At 60.9% G+C, this 17846-nt stretch carries 18 protein-coding genes and 1 pseudogene; 8 read left to right on the forward strand and 11 right to left on the reverse strand.

Annotation, left to right across the window (positions count from 1 at the left end; translation table 11 throughout):
* Window positions 1–199 precede the first annotated feature (199 nt).
* From QA646_RS15085 to leuC, 4 genes are all read left to right on the forward strand, one after another.
* A complete protein-coding gene (locus QA646_RS15085; protein ID WP_283056226.1) occupies window positions 200–997 on the forward strand; it encodes a basic amino acid ABC transporter substrate-binding protein in 798 nt (265 codons plus the stop codon).
* A 34-nt stretch (window positions 998–1031) separates the two neighbouring features.
* Window positions 1032–1910, forward strand: coding sequence for an amino acid ABC transporter permease (locus QA646_RS15090; protein ID WP_283056227.1), 879 nt, complete (start codon window positions 1032–1034; stop codon window positions 1908–1910).
* Between the two features lie 85 nt (window positions 1911–1995).
* Entirely contained in the window at window positions 1996–2118 is a 123-nt protein-coding gene (locus QA646_RS15095) for a hypothetical protein (protein WP_280749438.1), read from the forward strand.
* A 70-nt stretch (window positions 2119–2188) separates the two neighbouring features.
* Entirely contained in the window at window positions 2189–3598 is a 1410-nt protein-coding gene (gene leuC / locus QA646_RS15100) for a 3-isopropylmalate dehydratase large subunit (RefSeq protein WP_283056228.1), read from the forward strand.
* A gap of 95 nt (window positions 3599–3693) precedes the next feature.
* Here the strand turns inward: leuC and QA646_RS15105 are convergent, their stop codons facing one another.
* A complete protein-coding gene (locus QA646_RS15105; protein ID WP_283056229.1) occupies window positions 3694–4587 on the reverse strand; it encodes an EamA family transporter in 894 nt (297 codons plus the stop codon).
* Window positions 4588–4668: 81 nt separating this feature from the next.
* Here QA646_RS15105 and QA646_RS15110 point away from each other — a divergent pair, with 81 nt between their 5' ends.
* Window positions 4669–5181 (forward strand): MarR family transcriptional regulator, encoded by a 513-nt coding sequence (locus QA646_RS15110; protein WP_283056230.1) that lies wholly within the window; start codon window positions 4669–4671, stop codon window positions 5179–5181.
* A 40-nt stretch (window positions 5182–5221) separates the two neighbouring features.
* On the opposite strand, the pseudogene QA646_RS15115 reads toward QA646_RS15110, so the two are convergent.
* The 3 genes and pseudogenes from QA646_RS15115 to QA646_RS15125 all read right to left on the reverse strand — a co-directional run bounded on the left by QA646_RS15115 (window position 5222) and on the right by QA646_RS15125 (window position 7378).
* Window positions 5222–5952 (reverse strand): annotated as a pseudogene (locus QA646_RS15115) (SDR family oxidoreductase).
* A 27-nt stretch (window positions 5953–5979) separates the two neighbouring features.
* Window positions 5980–6969, reverse strand: a complete 990-nt coding sequence (locus QA646_RS15120) for an aldo/keto reductase (protein WP_283056231.1) — start codon at window positions 6967–6969, stop codon at window positions 5980–5982.
* Window positions 6970–6982: 13 nt separating this feature from the next.
* Window positions 6983–7378 (reverse strand): cupin domain-containing protein, encoded by a 396-nt coding sequence (locus tag QA646_RS15125; protein WP_283056232.1) that lies wholly within the window; start codon window positions 7376–7378, stop codon window positions 6983–6985.
* Window positions 7379–7503: 125 nt separating this feature from the next.
* Between QA646_RS15125 and QA646_RS15130 the strand changes: the two genes are divergently transcribed.
* Window positions 7504–8397, forward strand: a complete 894-nt coding sequence (locus tag QA646_RS15130) for a LysR family transcriptional regulator (RefSeq protein WP_283056233.1) — start codon at window positions 7504–7506, stop codon at window positions 8395–8397.
* A 96-nt stretch (window positions 8398–8493) separates the two neighbouring features.
* Here the strand turns inward: QA646_RS15130 and QA646_RS15135 are convergent, their stop codons facing one another.
* Both QA646_RS15135 and QA646_RS15140 read right to left on the reverse strand, forming a co-directional pair.
* Window positions 8494–9324: an aldo/keto reductase gene (locus QA646_RS15135; RefSeq protein WP_283056234.1), complete on the reverse strand. Its 831-nt coding sequence runs from the start codon at window positions 9322–9324 to the stop codon at window positions 8494–8496.
* A gap of 145 nt (window positions 9325–9469) precedes the next feature.
* Window positions 9470–10018, reverse strand: a complete 549-nt coding sequence (locus QA646_RS15140; RefSeq protein ID WP_283056235.1) for a L,D-transpeptidase — start codon at window positions 10016–10018, stop codon at window positions 9470–9472.
* Window positions 10019–10166: 148 nt separating this feature from the next.
* Here QA646_RS15140 and QA646_RS15145 point away from each other — a divergent pair, with 148 nt between their 5' ends.
* Complete coding sequence (locus QA646_RS15145; protein ID WP_283056236.1) at window positions 10167–10850, forward strand: response regulator transcription factor; 684 nt, start codon at window positions 10167–10169, stop codon at window positions 10848–10850.
* A gap of 9 nt (window positions 10851–10859) precedes the next feature.
* Window positions 10860–11315, forward strand: a complete 456-nt coding sequence (locus tag QA646_RS15150) for a cyclic nucleotide-binding domain-containing protein (RefSeq protein WP_283056237.1) — start codon at window positions 10860–10862, stop codon at window positions 11313–11315.
* 26 nt (window positions 11316–11341) lie between these two features.
* Here the strand turns inward: QA646_RS15150 and QA646_RS15155 are convergent, their stop codons facing one another.
* From QA646_RS15155 to QA646_RS15175, 5 genes are all read right to left on the reverse strand, one after another.
* Window positions 11342–12145: an exodeoxyribonuclease III gene (locus tag QA646_RS15155; RefSeq protein WP_283056238.1), complete on the reverse strand. Its 804-nt coding sequence runs from the start codon at window positions 12143–12145 to the stop codon at window positions 11342–11344.
* A 104-nt stretch (window positions 12146–12249) separates the two neighbouring features.
* Entirely contained in the window at window positions 12250–12909 is a 660-nt protein-coding gene (locus QA646_RS15160; protein WP_283056239.1) for an outer membrane lipoprotein carrier protein LolA, read from the reverse strand.
* A gap of 135 nt (window positions 12910–13044) precedes the next feature.
* On the reverse strand, window positions 13045–15711 hold the full coding sequence (locus QA646_RS15165) for a DNA translocase FtsK (RefSeq protein ID WP_283056240.1): 2667 nt from the start codon (window positions 15709–15711) through the stop codon (window positions 13045–13047).
* A gap of 274 nt (window positions 15712–15985) precedes the next feature.
* Window positions 15986–17353, reverse strand: coding sequence for an ammonium transporter (locus tag QA646_RS15170; protein WP_283056241.1), 1368 nt, complete (start codon window positions 17351–17353; stop codon window positions 15986–15988).
* A 28-nt stretch (window positions 17354–17381) separates the two neighbouring features.
* Window positions 17382–17732, reverse strand: a complete 351-nt coding sequence (locus QA646_RS15175; protein ID WP_283056242.1) for a P-II family nitrogen regulator — start codon at window positions 17730–17732, stop codon at window positions 17382–17384.
* Between the last annotated feature and the right edge of the window lie 114 nt (window positions 17733–17846).

Here is a 17846-nt window from a genome sequence, read left to right on the forward strand (position 1 = left end):
CTTTCCTCAGGGATCGCAGAGATCAAGGCGGCCTTCGGGTCGCCTTTTTTGTTGCGGGGAAAAAGACGAAGGAAAATTCTCCGCGGACCACAAGCTTTGGACCGGCTTTTCTGTTTTTATCGTCGCCATCATGGCAATAGCCTTGCCATTCGCTTTCTAAATATGACAATTTTCCGTTGCGCTATTCGGGGAGATTTCCATGGCATTCCGTCGTTCGTTCCTTTTGGGCCTTACCGCCTTCGTGCTTGCACCCTTTGCTTCTTTCGCCGCCGACCTGCCGAATCTCAACGGCAAGACCGTGGTCGTCGTCACCGAGAATGCTTATCCGCCTCTGCAATTCGTCGACCCCAAGTCCGGCAAGCCGATCGGCTGGGAATATGACGCGATGAACGAGATCGCCAAGCGGCTGAACTTCAAGGTCGAATACCAGAACACGAGCTGGGACGCGATGATCCAGGCCGTCTCCGAAGGCCAGTACAACATCGGCATGACCGGCATCACCATCAAGGAAGACCGCAAGCAGAAGGTCGATTTCTCCGATCCCTATATGCGCTCGCAGCAGTTCATGCTGGTGCGCGGCGACGAGAAGCGCTTCACGGATGCCAAGAGCTTCGCCGCTTTCAAGGAAGGCCTGATCGGAGCGCAGCCGGGCACGACCCCTTTCTACACCGCCGTCTATGAAGTCCTCGATGGCAACGAGCAGAACCCGCGCATCAAGACCTTCGAAACCTTCGGAGCGACCGTGCAGGCGCTGAAGACGGGCGATGTCGATCTGGTGCTGACCGACGGCACGGCCGGCAAAGGCTATGTCGATGCCTCGAACGGCGGCCTGAAGCTGATCGGCGATCCGCTCGGCACCGAGGATTTCGGCTTCATCTTCCAGAAGGGCTCCGATCTCGTCGCCCCGATCAACGCCGCCATCGCCAGCTTGAAGGCGGACGGCACCCTCGACGCGCTGAACAAGAAGTGGTTCCTCGATTACAAGATGGGCCAATGAGCCCTGCAGATCGACATACTGGAAGCCCGCTCTGATGGCACTATTGGCAGCCCCGGGCGGGCCCCGCGGCAAGGAGGACTTTCCCTGGTGGTTGGTCGCCCTCGCCATACTCGGCGTCGTCGTTTCCATCGCAATCGCGGCAAACGGCCTCTACGCCCAGATATTCTCTCTTCTGCTCAACGGCATCGGCGTCACAATTTTCGTGACGCTGGTGGCATTTACGCTTGCCATGCTGCTCGGCCTTGGACTTGCGCTGCTCGGCCTGTCGGATTTCCTCGTGCTGCGGCAAGTCGCGCGCTTCTATATCGAGATCGTGCGCGGCATTCCGATGCTCGTGCTGCTCTCATACGTCGCTTTCGTCGGCACGCCGGCCTTCGTCGCCGTCTATAACTTCATCATCTCGCCGTTGATTTCCGCCGGCTGGACAAGCCCGCTTGTGGTACGGGACGTGCCGTTTGTCTGGCGCACGATCATCGCGCTGACGATCGGCTATTCATCCTTCATCGCCGAGATCTTCCGCGCCGGCATTCAGGCGGTCGACCAGGGCCAGATCGAAGCGGCAAAAGCGCTGGGCCTCACCCGCTTCCAGCGCTTCCGCCTCGTCGTCTTTCCGCAGGCGATCCGCGTCATCCTGCCGCCGCTCTCCAACGACTTCATCGCGATGGTGAAAGACAGCTCGCTAGTGTCCGTCCTCGGGGTTGCCGATATCACCCAGCTTGCCAAGCTCTACTATTCGGCCAATTTCCGCTATTTCGAAACGCTTTCGATCCTCGCCTTCATCTACCTGTTGCTGACGATCGGCCTGTCGCTGCTGCTGAGGCAACTCGAAGCCTGGATGCGCCGGCGTTCGGGCAGTGATCGCTCCGCCTTCCCTCGTATGGCGGCCGCACAGCCGCCGGGCGCGCAAACGTGATGGCTGCGGCCATGCATCGACCCCTTTCCCGCACATCCTATTGCCACCATTGCCGAAGGTTTTGAAAATTGGTATGAGCATCGGCATGAATAAGATCATGAGCAAAGACGGACAAGTCGTCACGGCTTTCGTGCTGCAGGACCATAAGCGCCTGCCGGCCCGATTCTTTGCGATGATTTCTGGCGCGCTCAACAGCCGACTTCGCTGATCACTCCCGAGGCCGGCGGTCCTGATCCGTCACTCCCCATTTTCGACAATGCCAATATGGATTTGTAGCCATGAGCGCTCCACGCACCCTCTACGACAAAATCTGGGATGACCATCTCGTCGACGCCCAAGACGATGGCACCTGTCTTCTCTATATCGACCGTCATCTCGTTCATGAGGTGACGTCGCCGCAGGCTTTCGAAGGCCTGCGCATGACCGGCCGCAAGGTCCGCGCCCCGGAAAAGACACTCGCCGTCGTCGACCATAACGTTCCCACCTCGCCCGATCGCCATCTCGGCATCAAGAACGAGGAAAGCCGCATCCAGGTCGAGGCGCTGGCCCACAACGCCGCCGAATTCGGTGTCGAATACTACTCGGAAAACGACAAGCGCCAGGGCATCGTCCACATCATCGGTCCCGAGCAGGGCTTCACCCTGCCCGGCATGACCATCGTCTGCGGTGACAGCCACACCTCGACCCACGGTGCCTTCGGCTCGCTGGCGCACGGCATCGGCACGTCCGAAGTGGAACACGTCCTGGCGACCCAGACGCTGATCCAGAAGAAGGCGAAGAACATGCTGGTGCGGGTCGACGGCCAGCTTCCGCCCGGCGTCACCGCCAAGGACATCATTCTCGCCATCATCGGTGAGATCGGCACTGCCGGCGGCACCGGCTACGTCATCGAATATGCCGGCGAAGCCATCCGTTCGCTGTCGATGGAAGGCCGCATGACCATCTGCAACATGTCGATCGAGGGCGGCGCCCGCGCCGGCCTGATCGCGCCTGATGAGACCACCTTCGAATACATCAAGGGCAAGCCGCGCGCGCCGAAGGGCCAAGCACTGGAACAGGCGATCGCCTACTGGAAGACGCTGAAGTCGGACGAAGGCGCGCATTACGATCGCATCGTCACGCTCGACGCCGCCAACCTGCCGCCGATCGTCTCTTGGGGCTCCTCGCCGGAAGACGTCGTCTCCGTTCAGGGCATCGTGCCGAACCCGGACGAGATCCAGGACGAGACCAAGCGCGCTTCCAAGTGGCGTGCGCTCGACTATATGGGCCTGAAGCCGGGCACGCCGATGACCGAGATCAACATCGATCGCGTCTTCATCGGCTCCTGCACCAACGGCCGTATCGAGGATCTGCGTGCAGTCGCCAAGGTCGTCGAAGGCAAGACGGTGGCTTCGACGGTCAACGCCATGATCGTTCCGGGCTCCGGTCTCGTGAAGGAGCAGGCGGAAGCCGAAGGTCTCGACAAGATCTTCAAGGCTGCCGGTTTCGACTGGCGCGAGCCGGGCTGTTCCATGTGCCTCGCCATGAACGACGACCGCCTGAAGCCGGGTGAGCGCTGCGCCTCCACCTCGAACCGCAATTTCGAAGGCCGCCAGGGCTTCAAGGGCCGTACCCACCTGGTATCGCCTGCCATGGCCGCAGCCGCCGCGATCGCCGGTCACTTCGTCGATATCCGCGAATGGAACTGATCGGTTTTAGGTAACCGATGGAAAAGGCGGCTTTCCGGCCGCCTTTTTTGTTGTCTCGATGGTCGGCGCGCTTGTCGGCTCCCCGTCGCGCTATTTTATCGTTCCGATGCGATTGCCGGATCGGTGGGCGCTGATTTCCTGGCGGAAGGAAGCTGCTGTGCGCGTTGGCTGAGCCAGACACTGCCAAGCACGATGGCGATGCCCAGGATCTGAATCGGGCTCAGTTGCTGGTCCAGCACTCCCCAGCCGAGGATCACGGCGGTCATCGGGCTGAGAAAGCCGAGCGGCGAGACGACGGATGGCTCCAGGCGCGACAGGCCGCGAAACCAGAGAATATAGGTGAGCGCCGCTCCGATCAGGCCGAGATAGGCAAAGCCCAAGATATTGGCGGCGGTCGGAAAGGGAAGCGGCGGCTCCATCATCATGGCGAAAGGCAGCAACAGCAAGCCGCCTGCTGTCAACTGCCAGGCGGTGAAGGTGAGCGGCGAGACATCCGGCCGCCAGCGCCGGCTGAGCACGGTGCCGGTCGCCATGGAGACGGCACCGCCAACCCCGGCCGCGATGCCCAGGGGGTCGAGTGCTGCCCGCGGTGTAAGGATCAGAAAGGCGACGCCGATAATGCCGGCAACAGCCGCCACGATGGAAAGGCTGCGGATCGGCGAGCCGAGCAAGAGCCGCGCGAGCACGATGACGATCAGCGGCTGGATGGCGCCGACGGTCGCCGCCACTCCGCCCGGCAGACGGTAGGCCGAGATGAACAGCATCCACCAGAAGATGGAAAAATTCAGCGCACCGAGGACGAGCGACCTCGCCCACCATATGCCGTGCGGTAACCGCCGGACAATGGCGAGCAGAAGCAGCCCTGCGGGCAACGCGCGCAACAAGGCGACCGTCAGCGGATAGCCGGCCGGCAGAAGTTCTGTCGTCACCAGATAGGTGCTGCCCCAGATCGCCGGCGAGATCGCGGTCAGCAACAGGTCGCGCGTCATGTCATATGTCCGAATTTATCTTGAGATCAAGATAATTCAAAATATCTTGACGTCAAGATAATTTCATGGCGATGTCTCGGCATGGATCGCATCGACAAAATTCTTGCCCAATGGAACCGGGAACGGCCCGATCTCGACACCACCCCGATGGGATTGATCGGCCGCCTCGGAAACGTCGCCCACTATCTCGGCCGCGAGATGGAGAGGACTTTCACGCAATTCGGCTTGAATCGCGCAACCTTCGACGTGCTGGCGACCCTCCGCCGTTCGGGAGCGCCCTATGCTCTCTCACCCAGCGATCTAATGGCCGCCATGATGGTAACCTCCGGCACCATGACCAACCGCATCGATCAACTGGAAAAAGCTGATCTCGTCGCCCGCACAGCCAATCCTGAAGATGGCCGCAGCTTTCTGGTATCGCTGACCGAAAAGGGGTTCGCGCTGATCGACAGCGCAGTGACCGCCCATGTCGAGACGCAGGCGCGTCTCGTCGCAGGTCTGTCGGAAGATGAGAGAGCGGCGTTGAATACGCTGCTCGGCAAATATTTAGCCGACTTCGAAACCGCTGCGCTGGAGAACTCCATCGCAGTCTGAACCCAGAAAGTGGCCCGTAGATCACGGGCCACCGTCACGCTCAATATTCTTGTCGAGTCGGCCTGAACAGGATCTCGTTAATGTCGACGTCTTCCGGCTGACTCATCGCAAATGCGACCATGCTCGCAAAGGAATCGGCAGGAATAGCAAGCTCATAGACTTTCCGGACCCGCTCGGCCACATCGGCTTCGGTGATGCTATCGGGAAGTTCGGTTGCGACCGCACCGGGCGAGATGATGGTTGTCCGGATATTGTAAGGTTTGACCTCCTGCCGCAGCCCTTCGGAGATCACCCGCACGCCATGCTTCGTAGCGGCATAGACCGCTCCGCCCGGATTGACCTTGTGGCCGGCCACCGAGGACACGTTGATGATGTGGCCGCTCTTCTGCGCCTTCATGTGCGGCAGCGCCGCTCCGATGCCGTAAAGCACGCCCTTCAGATTCACATCGATCATGCGATCCCAACCTTGCAGCGCTCCAGAGGGGAATGCGGCATCAGCCCGGCATTGTTGATGATGACGTCGATGCGGCCATAGAGCTTAACCGCATGGTCGACGAGACGCTTGACCTGCTCGAACTGCGTCACATCGGTCTGCAGGACGGCTTGAGGATCCAGCGAAAGCTCTTCAGCGAGAGCCTGCAGGCGATCGAGGCGACGCGCTCCCAGCACCAATTTGGCTCCGTCCTTCGCGAGGCGGCGGGCAGCCGCCTCGCCGAGACCGCTGCTTGCTCCGGTGATGACGACCACCTTGTCCGTAATGCCTTGTGTCATGGCTTTTCCTTTCCGGGCAACGCGCCCTTAACGATTGACCCTTGCTTGCAGATGCGGAGGATAACGGTCCCCCTTCACGGCGATCTGCGAGAGGGCACTCTCGATATTGCGGAGATCGTCGGCGGCAAGCGTGACATCAGCCGCTCCGATGTTCTCTTCTAGCCGATGCATTTTGGTGGTGCCGGGGATCGGAACGATCCAGGGCTTTTGCGCGAGCAACCAGGCAAGGGCAATCTGAGCCGAGGTCGCCCGCTTCTGCGCCGCGATCGCGCCAAGCAGATCGACGAGGGCCTGATTCGCTTTTCGGGCTTCCGGCGTGAAGCGAGGGACGATGTTGCGGAAGTCCTTGCTGTCGAATGTTGTATTTTCGCTAATCGCGCCGGTGAGGAAGCCTTTCCCCAGCGGGCTGAACGGAACGAAGCCGATGCCAAGCTCTTCGAGTGTCGGCAGAACCTCCTTCTCCGGCTCCCTCCACCAGAGCGAATATTCGCTTTGAAGGGCAGCGACCGGCTGGACCGCGTGGGCACGCCGGATCGTCTGTGCGCCGGCCTCCGACAACCCAAAATGCTTGACCTTTCCCTCCTGGATCAGCTCCCTCACCGCGCCGGCGACGTCCTCGATCGGGACGTTCGGATCGACGCGGTGCTGATAGAAAAGGTCGATGACGTCGGTCTTCAGACGTGTCAGGGCGGCTTCGGCAACCCTGCGAATATATTCCGGCCGGCTATTCATGCCGCTTTGGCCGCCATTCGCATCGAATTCGAAACCGAACTTCGTTGCGATCACGACCTTTTCCCGAATGGGTGCCAGGGCTTCGCCCAGAAGCTCTTCATTCTTATAGGGGCCATAGGCTTCGGCGGTGTCGAAGAAGGTCACACCACGTTCAAAGGCCGAGCGGATCAGCTTGATTGCCTCCTGCGTGTCCGTTGCCGGACCGTAGCCATAGCTCAGGCCCATGCAGCCGAGACCAAGGGCCGAGATTTCGAGACTGCTGCTTCCAAGTTTGCGCTTCTGCATGGCTTCTTCTCCCTCAGGCTTGATATTGCTCGTCGCTGACATGCTCCATCCACTCGACGACCTTGCCGTCGCGATGTTCCTGGATGGCGATGTGGGTCATGGCCGTGGTGGGAGAAGCGCCGTGCCAATGCTTCTCGCCGGGAGCGAACCAGATAACGTCCCCCGGCCGTATCTCTTCGATCGGACCACCCTCGCGCTGCACCCGGCCCAACCCGGCCGTCACGATCAGGGTTTGACCGACGGGGTGAGTATGCCATGCCGTGCGAGCGCCCGGCTCGAATGTGACGCTGGCAGCGGCCGCGCGCGTGGCATCACGAGCTTGAAACAGCGGATCTATGCGGACCGTTCCCGTGAACCAGTCGGCCGGTCCCTTGCCCGATGGCTGCGAACCGTTTCGTTTGATTTCCATGATCTTCGTCCTCTGAGCGAAAGGCAGCACGATCAATTCCGGCTGCTGATGCCAGAGATTTAGAGCGTGCGATTGGCCCCGATTAGATGGTAGAAGTGGCAAAAGCTTATGAGAAAGATTCATGAATGCCGCGTCAGCCCGTCAATGATCTGATTGCGTTCCTCGCCGTGGCGCGGGAACAGAGCTTCACCAAAGCAGCCGCAAAACTCGGAGTTTCACAATCGGCACTCAGCCATACGATCCGAGGACTTGAGGCTCGTCTGGGGCTGAGGCTGTTGACGCGCACCACCCGCAGCGTCTCGCCGACCGAAGCAGGCGAGCGACTGCTCGTCACCATAGGTCCCCGCTTTGACGAGATCGAAAATGAACTGGCGGCTCTCAGCGAATTTCGCGAAAAGCCGGCAGGCACCATTCGCATCACCGCCGGCGAGCACGCGGCCGAAACCATCCTTTGGCCGGCCCTCGAGCCATTCTTGCCGCAATATCCTGATGTCCATGTGGAGATCATCGTCGATTATGGCCTGACCGATATCGTCGCCGAACGATACGATGCCGGCGTGCGGCTAGGCGAACAGGTGGCGAGGGACATGATCGCGGTTCGCATCGGTCCGGACATGCGCATGGCTGCCGTCGGCGCTCCCGCCTATTTTGAGAACAGGCCGAAACCGCTGACGCCGCAGGATCTGACCTGTCACAATTGCATCAATCTGCGCCTGCCGACCTATGGCGGCATCTATGCTTGGGAATTCGAGAAGGAAGGGCATGAGCTGAAGGTGCGGGTCGAAGGCCAGCTCGTGTTCAACAATATTGCACTCCGCCTGAATGCCGCATTGGCGGGTTTGGGGCTGGCATATCTTCCGGAGGACATCGTGCAGCCCTATTTGCGCGACGGTCGGCTCGTCAGGGTTCTCGAGGATTGGTGCCCGCCATTTACCGGATATCACCTCTACTATCCGAGCAGGCGGCAGGCCTCACCGGCCTTCGCGCTGGTGGTGAATGCGCTCCGCCGCCGCATTTGAAGAGATCGCGATTGCAAAGCGTAAAACGGCTCGGAGTATTGACCCCGAGCCTTCGTAAATCCGGTGGAGAGATGGTCTCTCTGCAAACTCCGCCCGTCAGAACGCCGCCTTCATCGGATCAGGCCCGATGCGCCCGCCAGTCGAATCCAGCTTGGCGATATCGGCTAGATCATCCGCGTCGAGCTTGAAGTCGAACACGTTGAGGTTTTCTTCGATGCGGCTCGGTGTCACCGATTTCGGGATAACGACCAGACCATTGTCTATGTGCCAGCGGATGATGATCTGGGCTGGCGTGCGGCCATGCTTGGCGGCGACCTTGCCGATGACGGCGTTGCCGAGAAGCTTGCCCTGGCCGAGCGGGCTCCAGGACTCCGTCTTGATGCCGAGCTTGTCGTGCACTTCGCGCAGGGCCTTCTGCTGGAATGTCGGATGCAACTCGATCTGGTTCAGCACCGGGGTGACGCCGGTCTCGCCGATGATGCGGTCCAGATGCTCCTGGCCGAAATTGGAGACGCCGATTGAGCGGGCGCGGCCTTCCTCCTTGATGCGCAGGAAAGCCTTCCAGCTATCGAGGTAACGACCGCGATGCGGCGACGGCCAATGGATAAGATAGAGATCGACATAATCGGTGCCGAGCCGCTTCAGGCTTTCATCGAACGCCCTTAAGGTCGAATCGAAACCCTGGGCATCGTTCCAGAGCTTGGTGGTCAGGAAAATGTCCTTGCGGGCAATGCCGGACCGGCGCATACCTTCGCCGACACCGTCCTCATTGGCATAGATGGCAGCCGTGTCGACATGGCGATAGCCCGCCTTCAGGGCCGTGCTGACGGCCATCGGCGCGACGTTCTCCGGCGTCTGCCAAACGCCGAGCCCGACTTGCGGAATGGAATTGCCGTCGTTGAACGTGATTGTCGGTTGCGTGGTCACGATAAGTCTCCAAAGAATGAGAAGCGGGTGGAGTGAAGGCGTGATTTAAATTCGCAAAGAAAAGGTTCCGGGCCTAGCCCGCGCGGGCGTGCCGGTCGCAAACCTATATAGTGGGCAATATTGGTATTTTAACCCCGCCCACCGGTCAGATCACCCGGATGATCGTTCCCTTGCGCAGCAGCGGAAGAATTCGCTGCATGTCGCGAAGATGGACTGCGATGCAGCCCGCCGTTGGCTCGTAGCCAGGCTTGATCAGATGAAAGAAGATCGCCGAGCCGCGATGGCGCCGGCGCGAGCGGATGTTCCAGTCGAGTACCAGGCAGATGTCGTAGAGCCCGTCTCGCCGCAGCATCTCTTCATGGCTTGGCTTGAAGGGTGCTTTGACGAGCCTGTTGTAATTGGCATCCTCCGGCTGGTCGCACCAGAGCATATCCTTGCGAATACGCCGCATCTGCAAAGGGGTCTGAAGAAAGGGGACATTATCGCCGCGAACAAAGCCGTAAAGCAGCTTCATCGCCGCAATCGGCGTCGCGCCATCCCCTTCCCGCTTCAGCGCGCTGCGCCCCGATCGACCGATCGCCGCCGGCACCGTCAGCGGCCCGATCCGCACCAGGGCGCGCGTGGGTTTTCCCGGCGCCGGACGGACGACGATTGTAGAAAAGGCCCGCCTGCCGCCCGCCCTTGCTTTTTGCATTTTCCTCACATGTTTTTGCTTTGCGTGTGATTTCGTTTGAAATCATAGCAGTTTCAATTGGACGACCAAGCCTGAGCCGCCTCACGACTTGCTAAAAATGCAATTTGGCGTAGGACTTAAGAGGCAAAAGAACGAGGACCGCAACCGCATGACCGCACGCACCATTCTGCTGGTGGATGATGACAACGACCTGCGCGAAATGCTCGTCGAGCAACTGTCCCTTTACGAGGAATTCACGGTTCAGCAGGAGGCGACCGCCGGCAAAGGCGTCCAGGCCGCTCGCACCGCTCCTGTCGATCTGCTGATCATGGACGTCGGCCTGCCCGATATGGACGGCCGCGAAGCGGTGAAGCTGCTGCGCAAGAACGGCTTCAAGGCACCGATCATCATGCTGACGGGCCATGACACCGATTCCGATACCATCCTCGGCCTCGAAGCCGGCGCCAACGATTATGTCACCAAGCCCTTCCGTTTTGCCGTGCTGCTCGCCCGCATTCGCGCGCAACTGCGTCAGCACGAGCAGAGCGAGGACGCGACCTTCACCGTCGGCCGCTATCTTTTCAAGCCGAGCCAGAAGCTGCTGACCACGGAAGACGGCCAGAAGATCCGCCTGACGGAAAAGGAAGCGGCAATCATCCGCTATCTCTACCGCGCCGACCAGAAAGTCGTCACCCGCGACATCCTTCTTGAAGAAGTCTGGGGCTACAATTCCGGCGTCACCACCCACACGCTGGAAACCCACGTCTATCGCCTGCGCCAGAAGATCGAGCGCGATCCCTCCAACGCCGAAATCCTGGTGACGGAAAACGGCGGCTACAAGATCATTCCATAGGCGATAGAGATGGCGCTCAACGACGATATCCGTCTGCTGTCGCAATTGCCGCTATTCCACGGCATGGGCGATGAGCCATTGCGGTTGATCGCCTTCGGCGCCGACCGGCGGCATGTCACGGCCGGCCTCACTCTGTTCCGCGAAAAATCGCCGGCTGAATGCGCCTATGTCATCGCCCGCGGCAGTTTCGAGCTAACCACCCTGGATCCCTCTGGCCAACCGCAAGTCGAGGCCACTGTGCATGCCGGTGCCATGCTGTCCGAGCTGGCGCTGGTGACGCTGGTGGAGCGGAAATATACCGCCGTGGCGCTGGAGGACTCCGATGTCATCCGCATCACGCGGGCGCTGTTTCACCGGCTGATCGAGGAATATCCCGACGCCGGTCTGCTCATCCAAAACCGTGTGCGCGAAAATTTCGCCGTCCTTGCCAAGCAGGCGGCGGCACTCCTGCATCGCTTTTCGTGAGACCCTGGCCTCGGCGGTTGCGCTTCTCAGAGATTGAAATACGCGGTCACCGGCACATGGTCGGATGGGCGGTCCCAGCCGCGTGCCGCTTTCAGGATCTCTATGCGTTGCAAGAGTGGGCCGAGATCGGATGACGACCAGATGTGGTCGAGACGGCGACCGCGATCGGCTGCTTCCCAATCCTTGGCGCGGTAGCTCCACCAGGTATAGAGCTTCTCGTTCTCCGGCACCTGCTGGCGCATCAGATCGAGCCAGGCCCCGCGCTTCATCACCTCAATCAACCCGTCGGTTTCGACCGGCGTGTGGCTGACGATCTTCAGCAACTGCTTGTGCGACCAGACGTCGTGTTCGAGCGGCGCGATGTTGAGATCGCCGACGAGGATCGCGGACGTGTTCGGCTCGGCATTGGCATGCAGCCGCTTCATCTCCTCTATGAAATCGAGCTTATGACCGAATTTCGGATTGATCGTCCGATCCGGCTCGTCGCCGCCGGCGGGAACGTAGAAATTATGCAGTCGGATGCGCCGGCCGCCACGCTCGAAGATCGCCGAGATATGCCTGCTGTCGCCGACTCCGCAATAATCCTGCCGGTGATCCTCGGTCAGAGGGATACGCGACGCGATGGCGACGCCGTGATAGCCCTTTTGCCCATGGACGATGATGTGCTCGTAGCCGAGCGCCCTCAAAGGCGACAGCGGGAAGAGCTCGTTCGGAACCTTGGTTTCCTGCAGGCAGAGAATATCGGGCCGGGCCTGCATCACGAACTGCTCGACGATCGGCATGCGCAGCCGTACCGAGTTGATGTTCCAAGTCGCAATCGAAAATCCCATGCCCAAACCCTTATCCGAAGTCAGGCTAGGGATTTAGACCGGCAGCAAGGGAAAAGGAAGATCATTCAATCTCTTCTCCCCGCCCCATCATGGATGGCAGGAAATCACCGGTTCGTGCCGGTGTAATCGATCCGGAAAACACTGTCGTCAAAGGACAGATTGGTCTTCACATTGTTGATGATGACATCGGTCGTTTTGCCCTGGGGATCGATGACCGTCCATTGACGCAGGTCGTACGTCTTGGAATCGAAGATCATGGCGATGGTCGAATCACCGAAGACGGTGCGATTGCCGAGCGTGATCTTGGTCAGGTCCGGCTGCGCATCGACATTGCGCACCATGTCGGCGGAAAGATCGATCTTGTTGGCGAGCAGCAGGCTCAGCGGCGTCTTCGAGAGCTGATACATGTTATTCGTGTGCGTCTGGTCGTTGATGACCTGGACGTTGTTGCCGTCGCAGATAACGCGCATGCGGGACGGCGGGTCATAGTTGAAGCGCATCTTGCCGGGACGCTGGATGAAAAACGAGCCGCTCATCTGGTCGCCACGCGGCCCGATCTGCAGGAAGCCGCCCTTCATCGTCTTGATGGACGAGAAATGATCTGCGATCGCCTGAGCAATGCCGGGATTGAGTGCCGCAGCCTGTGCCTGCGCGAAGGCCGCAACGGGTATCGCGCCTGCCGCGCCCGCCGCCAGCACAGCGCCGAGGAAATGACGGCGGGTCAGGTTCAGGCGGGTCGAGGGCTGCGCATCGGTCTTTTTCATCGAATTCTCCTTCAATGCTTTGTCCATGGCGCGCAAAATCGGCGTCTTCATGGCGCTGCGGCCCATGCGCGATCAAGGGCCGCGATCAAATCTCCGAAAGCATATTCGGGATGTGTGACATGGGGCTAGCGACCCTTAGCGATCGAGAACATCCGCTTCGGTCGGCACGAGAATCTCGCGCTTGCCGGCGTGGTTGGCCGGGCCGATCAGGCCTTCCTGTTCCATCCGCTCGATCAGCGAAGCGGCACGGTTATAGCCGATGCCGAGGCGGCGCTGGATGTAGGAGGTCGATGCCTTGCCGTCGCGCAGCACGATCGCCACGGCCTGGTCATAGGGATCCTCCGAGTCGGAAAGGTTGGCCGTACCTGCCGGACCCTGACCATCGTCGTCGTCATCGTCGTCGGCAGTGATCGCATCGAGATATTGGGGAGAGCCCTGCGTTTTCAAGTAGGAGACGATGTCTTCCACTTCGCCGTCGGCGACAAACGGGCCGTGGACGCGCTGGATGCGTCCGCCGCCGGCCATGTAGAGCATGTCGCCCATGCCGAGAAGCTGTTCGGCACCCTGTTCGCCGAGGATCGTGCGGCTGTCGATCTTCGAGGTAACCTGGAAGGAGATGCGCGTCGGGAAGTTCGCCTTGATCGTGCCGGTGATGACGTCGACGGACGGACGCTGCGTCGCCATGATGACATGGATGCCGGCCGCGCGCGCCATCTGCGCCAGACGCTGCACGGCGCCTTCGATATCCTTGCCGGCGACCATCATCAGGTCGGCCATCTCGTCGATGATGACGACGATGTACGGCATCGGCTTTAGATCGAATTCCTCGGTCTCGTAGATTGCCTCGCCGGTCTGGCGGTCGAAGCCGGTCTGCACGGTACGGCTGATCGCCTCGCCCTTGGCGACGGCCTGCTCGACGCGCGTATTGAAGCCGTCGATGTTGCGCACGCCGATCTTCGACATCTTCTTGTAGCGCTCTTCCATCTCACGGACGGTCCATTTGAGCGCGACCACAGCCTTCTTCGGATCAGTGACGACGGGCGAGAGCAGATGCGGAATGCCGTCATAGACGGAGAGTTCGAGCATCTTCGGATCGATCATGATCAGGCGGCACTGTTCCGGCGTCATGCGATAGAGCAGCGACAGGATCATGGTGTTGATCGCGACGGATTTACCCGAGCCGGTGGTGCCTGCAACAAGCAGATGCGGCATCTTGGCGAGATCGGCAATGACGGGCTCGCCGCCGATCGTCTTGCCGAGCGCCATGGCAAGCTTGGCCTTCGAGCTTTCGAAATCGCGGCTGGCGATCAGCTCGCGCAGGTAGACCGTCTCGCGCGTGGAATTCGGCAATTCGATGCCGATGGCGTTGCGGCCGGGAACGACGGCGACGCGTGCGGCGATCGCGCTCATCGAGCGAGCGATATCATCGGCAAGACCTATGACGCGCGAAGACTTGATGCCCGGCGCAGGCTCGAGCTCATAAAGCGTCACGACCGGGCCGGGACGGACATGGATGATCTCGCCCTTGACGCCGAAGTCCTCGAGCACGCCCTCGAGCATGCGGGCATTCTGCTCCAGCGCATCGGAAGACAGCGTTGCGTCCCGCACGATGGTCTTCGGCTCGGCAAGCAGATGCACGGCCGGAAGCTGGAAACCATAGGGACGGATGAAGGAGGTCTGCGCCTCGCGCTCGGCGCGGATGCCGGGCTTCGGTCGGGCAGCGGCAGGAACGACGCGGTGGCCGGCATGGCCACCGGGCACTTTCGGCGAAGCAGCACGCAGCGCCCATTCGTCCTCTTCATCATCCGGCAAAATGCCGGCCGGGCGCGGTAGCTCGCGTTCATAGGAGGGATCGTCGTCCTCATCCTCGTCATCGTCGATGCTCATCGACGGCGGAGAAACGACGCGGCGCGGCGCCGGGCCGTCCATCGACGGCTCGACGCGTTCGCCGCGAACCACAGGCGCCTTGGCGCGCGCCGGCTCGTTCAGCGTGCCGAACTCGTCGTCGTTGAAGTCGTAGGGCGCATCGAAGGCGTGGTCGCGGCGCTTGCGCGGCCCCATGCCGAACAGGCGGCGAAGCCGCGCCTGCGTATTGTACCAGGAGTGCATGAGCGCGCCGAAGGCCAGGAAGCCGCCGCGATCGTCATCCTCGTCATCATCACCAACGCTACGCGCACGGCTCTGCGTGTTTTCATATTCCTCTTCATCCTCCTCGTCTTCCGGCAGGCTGCGGCCAAGAACGCCGGCGGCAAACAGCATGAGCCAGGCCGCGGGAATCGCGAGAATGGAGCCGAACACCGTGGCGAAGACGCCGCTCGGATAGGTGCCGATGAAAAGAGCGGGAAAGCGCAAAAGGATGTCGCCGATGACGCCGCCGATGCCGTTCGGGATCGGCCAGGTCGGCGGCGCGGGAAAGCAGGCGATGGAACCGGCGGCAACGATGGCTCCGCCGACCCAGGCGCCGAGGCGAGCCGGCACGCGATGGATTCTGCGGTTGGAAATCAGCGCGAAAGCCCAGGCAACGACCGGCAGCAGCGCGACGACGGAGGCAAGACCGAGTGCCTGCATCAGAATGTCGGCGAAGGCAGCGCCTGGAAAGCCTAGTATGTTCGTCGGTGCGTTGCTCGTGGCATAGGAATAGCTGGGGTCCATGACGTTCCATGTCGCCAGTGCCGCAACCGCAAGCGCCAGCAGGAACAGCAGCGCGAAGCCGCCGAGGCCCCTCACCTGTCGCCAAACCACTCCCGAAAGCGAAAGACGGCCGGAAGGACCGCCCAACGCTGCCGAATTGCTTCTGCCCATATTATCCAGCCCGTTCGTTGTCGAAAGCCGCGCGAATCGGCCTCATGGCCACTCACAGAGTACGTCAGCTCTACCTAATCAGAGGAGGGTTAATGCCATGTTAACCATGCGGGTGCGGCGGGCGAATCGGTGAAATATGGGCTTGTGGCGAGCGGTCGCGCCAAAAAAAAGCCCGAACCGAGGTCCGGGCCAAGAGCGGCTCACCTTTGATAGATGGGCCGCGACGGGATGTTGAGCGGCGCCGGGAATTTGTCCCGGCGCCTCAAGCTGCAGATCAGGAATTATGGTAGGCGGCTTCGCCGTGGGAGGCGAGGTCGAGACCTTCGCGCTCGGCTTCCGGCGACACGCGCAGGCCGACGATCATGTCGACGATCTTGTAGAGGATCGCCGAACCGATGCCGCACCACAGGATGGTCGTGATGACGGCCGTGAGCTGCACGCCGACCTGGCTGCCCATGGTGACGCCGTCTGCATAACCGACGCCTCCGAGCGAGGCGCTGGCGAAGATGCCGGTTGTGATGGCGCCGAAGATGCCGCCGATGCAGTGTACGCCGAAGACGTCAGCCGTATCGTCGTAGCCGAACTTGTTCTTCACGACGGAGACGAAGAAGTAGCACAAGGGGGAGACGATCAGGCCCATGACGATCGCGCCCATCGGACCGGCGATACCGGCGGCAGGCGTGATGGCGACGAGACCGGCGACCATGCCCGAAGCGCCGCCGAGCATGGAAGCCTTGCCGCGGGTGAAGGTTTCAACCAGCGACCAGGAGATGATGGCGGCTGCGGTGGCGATGAAGGTGTTCACGGTCGCGAGCATTGCGCCGCCGGAAGCTTCGAGGTTCGAACCGGCGTTGAAGCCGAACCAGCCGACCCAGAGCATGGATGCGCCGACCATGGTCAGCGTCATCGAATGCGGGGCCATCATGTCCCTGCCGAAGCCGACGCGCTTGCCGACGAGCAGGGCACCGACGAAACCGGCGATACCGGCGTTGATGTGAACGACGGTGCCGCCCGCGAAGTCGAGAGCGCCCATCTTGAAGAGCATGCCGTTCGAATCCCAGACCATGTGAGCGATCGGGAAGTAGACGAAGGTCGCCCACAGCGCGCAAAAGAGTATGGCCGCGCTGAACTTGATGCGCTCGGCGAAGGCGCCGATGATCAGGGCCGGCGTGATGGCGGCAAAGGTCATCTGGAACAGCATGAAGATGAACTCAGGAATGACGACGCCCTTGGAGAAGGTCGCAGCCGTGGTCGCGGTCGAAACGCCCGACAGGAACATCTTGGCCGTGCCGCCCCAATAGGGGCTTGTGCCGCCACCGAAGGCGAAGGAATAGCCGTAGAGAACCCAGAGGAGCATCACGACAGCGCCGATCATGGTGCACTGCATCAGAACCGAAAGCATGTTCTTCGAGCGGACGAGGCCGCCGTAAAACAGCGCAAGACCCGGCACGAGCATGAAGAGCACGAGGATGGTGGAGATGAACATGAAGGCGGTATCGCCCTTGTCCGGAACCGGAGCAGCGGCGGTCGCGGCAGCAGCAGCCGGAGCGGCCTCCTGCGCGAAAGCTATCGCCGGCGTAAGCAGAGCCGCGGAAAGCGCGCCCACCCGTGCGAAGGTGGAGGAAAGCTTAGTAGATGTCATTGCAAATAACTCCCTGATCGGCCGTCTCTTACAGCGCGTCTGAATCGGTTTCGCCCGTACGGATGCGCACGGCATGGTCAATCGAGTAGACAAAAATCTTGCCGTCGCCGATCTGCCCGGTCTTGGCGGACGAGGCGATCGCTTCGACTGCCTTGTCGACGATTTCGGTTGCGACCGCGACTTCGATCTTCAGCTTCGGCAGGAAGCTGACGGCATATTCCGTGCCACGATAGATTTCGGTATGTCCCTTCTGACGCCCGTAACCCTTCACTTCGGTCACAGTCAGGCCTTGGATGCCGACAGCCGTGAGGGCCTCACGGACCTCATCGAGCTTGAACGGCTTGATAATGGCCATCACAATTTTCATCTGGTTTCCCATCCTTTGTTACCCTCGGCACGGAGCCGATTCTCCTTGCCGCTGACGACTGTTTCAGCAGCGACCGAAGATACACATTCAAGGGACGTGCCAGATTCGTGACACTATTATAACCAA

It is taken from the genome of Rhizobium sp. CB3090 (genome assembly GCF_029714285.1).
GTDB lineage: Bacteria > Pseudomonadota > Alphaproteobacteria > Rhizobiales > Rhizobiaceae > Rhizobium.

Coding starts and splice junctions, on each gene's coding strand:
- QA646_RS15085 (WP_283056226.1), top strand. CDS start 200: ATGGCATTCCGTCGTTCGTTCCTTTTGGGCCTTACCGCCTTCGTGCTT.
- QA646_RS15090 (WP_283056227.1), top strand. CDS start 1,032: ATGGCACTATTGGCAGCCCCGGGCGGGCCCCGCGGCAAGGAGGACTTT.
- QA646_RS15095 (WP_280749438.1), top strand. CDS start 1,996: ATGAATAAGATCATGAGCAAAGACGGACAAGTCGTCACGGCTTTCGTG.
- leuC (WP_283056228.1), top strand. CDS start 2,189: ATGAGCGCTCCACGCACCCTCTACGACAAAATCTGGGATGACCATCTC.
- QA646_RS15105 (WP_283056229.1), bottom strand. CDS start 4,587: ATGACGCGCGACCTGTTGCTGACCGCGATCTCGCCGGCGATCTGGGGC.
- QA646_RS15110 (WP_283056230.1), top strand. CDS start 4,669: ATGGATCGCATCGACAAAATTCTTGCCCAATGGAACCGGGAACGGCCC.
- QA646_RS15120 (WP_283056231.1), bottom strand. CDS start 6,969: ATGCAGAAGCGCAAACTTGGAAGCAGCAGTCTCGAAATCTCGGCCCTT.
- QA646_RS15125 (WP_283056232.1), bottom strand. CDS start 7,378: ATGGAAATCAAACGAAACGGTTCGCAGCCATCGGGCAAGGGACCGGCC.
- QA646_RS15130 (WP_283056233.1), top strand. CDS start 7,504: ATGCCGCGTCAGCCCGTCAATGATCTGATTGCGTTCCTCGCCGTGGCG.
- QA646_RS15140 (WP_283056235.1), bottom strand. CDS start 10,018: ATGCAAAAAGCAAGGGCGGGCGGCAGGCGGGCCTTTTCTACAATCGTC.
- QA646_RS15145 (WP_283056236.1), top strand. CDS start 10,167: ATGACCGCACGCACCATTCTGCTGGTGGATGATGACAACGACCTGCGC.
- QA646_RS15150 (WP_283056237.1), top strand. CDS start 10,860: ATGGCGCTCAACGACGATATCCGTCTGCTGTCGCAATTGCCGCTATTC.
- QA646_RS15155 (WP_283056238.1), bottom strand. CDS start 12,145: ATGGGATTTTCGATTGCGACTTGGAACATCAACTCGGTACGGCTGCGC.
- QA646_RS15160 (WP_283056239.1), bottom strand. CDS start 12,909: ATGAAAAAGACCGATGCGCAGCCCTCGACCCGCCTGAACCTGACCCGC.
- QA646_RS15165 (WP_283056240.1), bottom strand. CDS start 15,711: ATGGGCAGAAGCAATTCGGCAGCGTTGGGCGGTCCTTCCGGCCGTCTT.
- QA646_RS15170 (WP_283056241.1), bottom strand. CDS start 17,353: ATGACATCTACTAAGCTTTCCTCCACCTTCGCACGGGTGGGCGCGCTT.
- QA646_RS15175 (WP_283056242.1), bottom strand. CDS start 17,732: ATGGGAAACCAGATGAAAATTGTGATGGCCATTATCAAGCCGTTCAAG.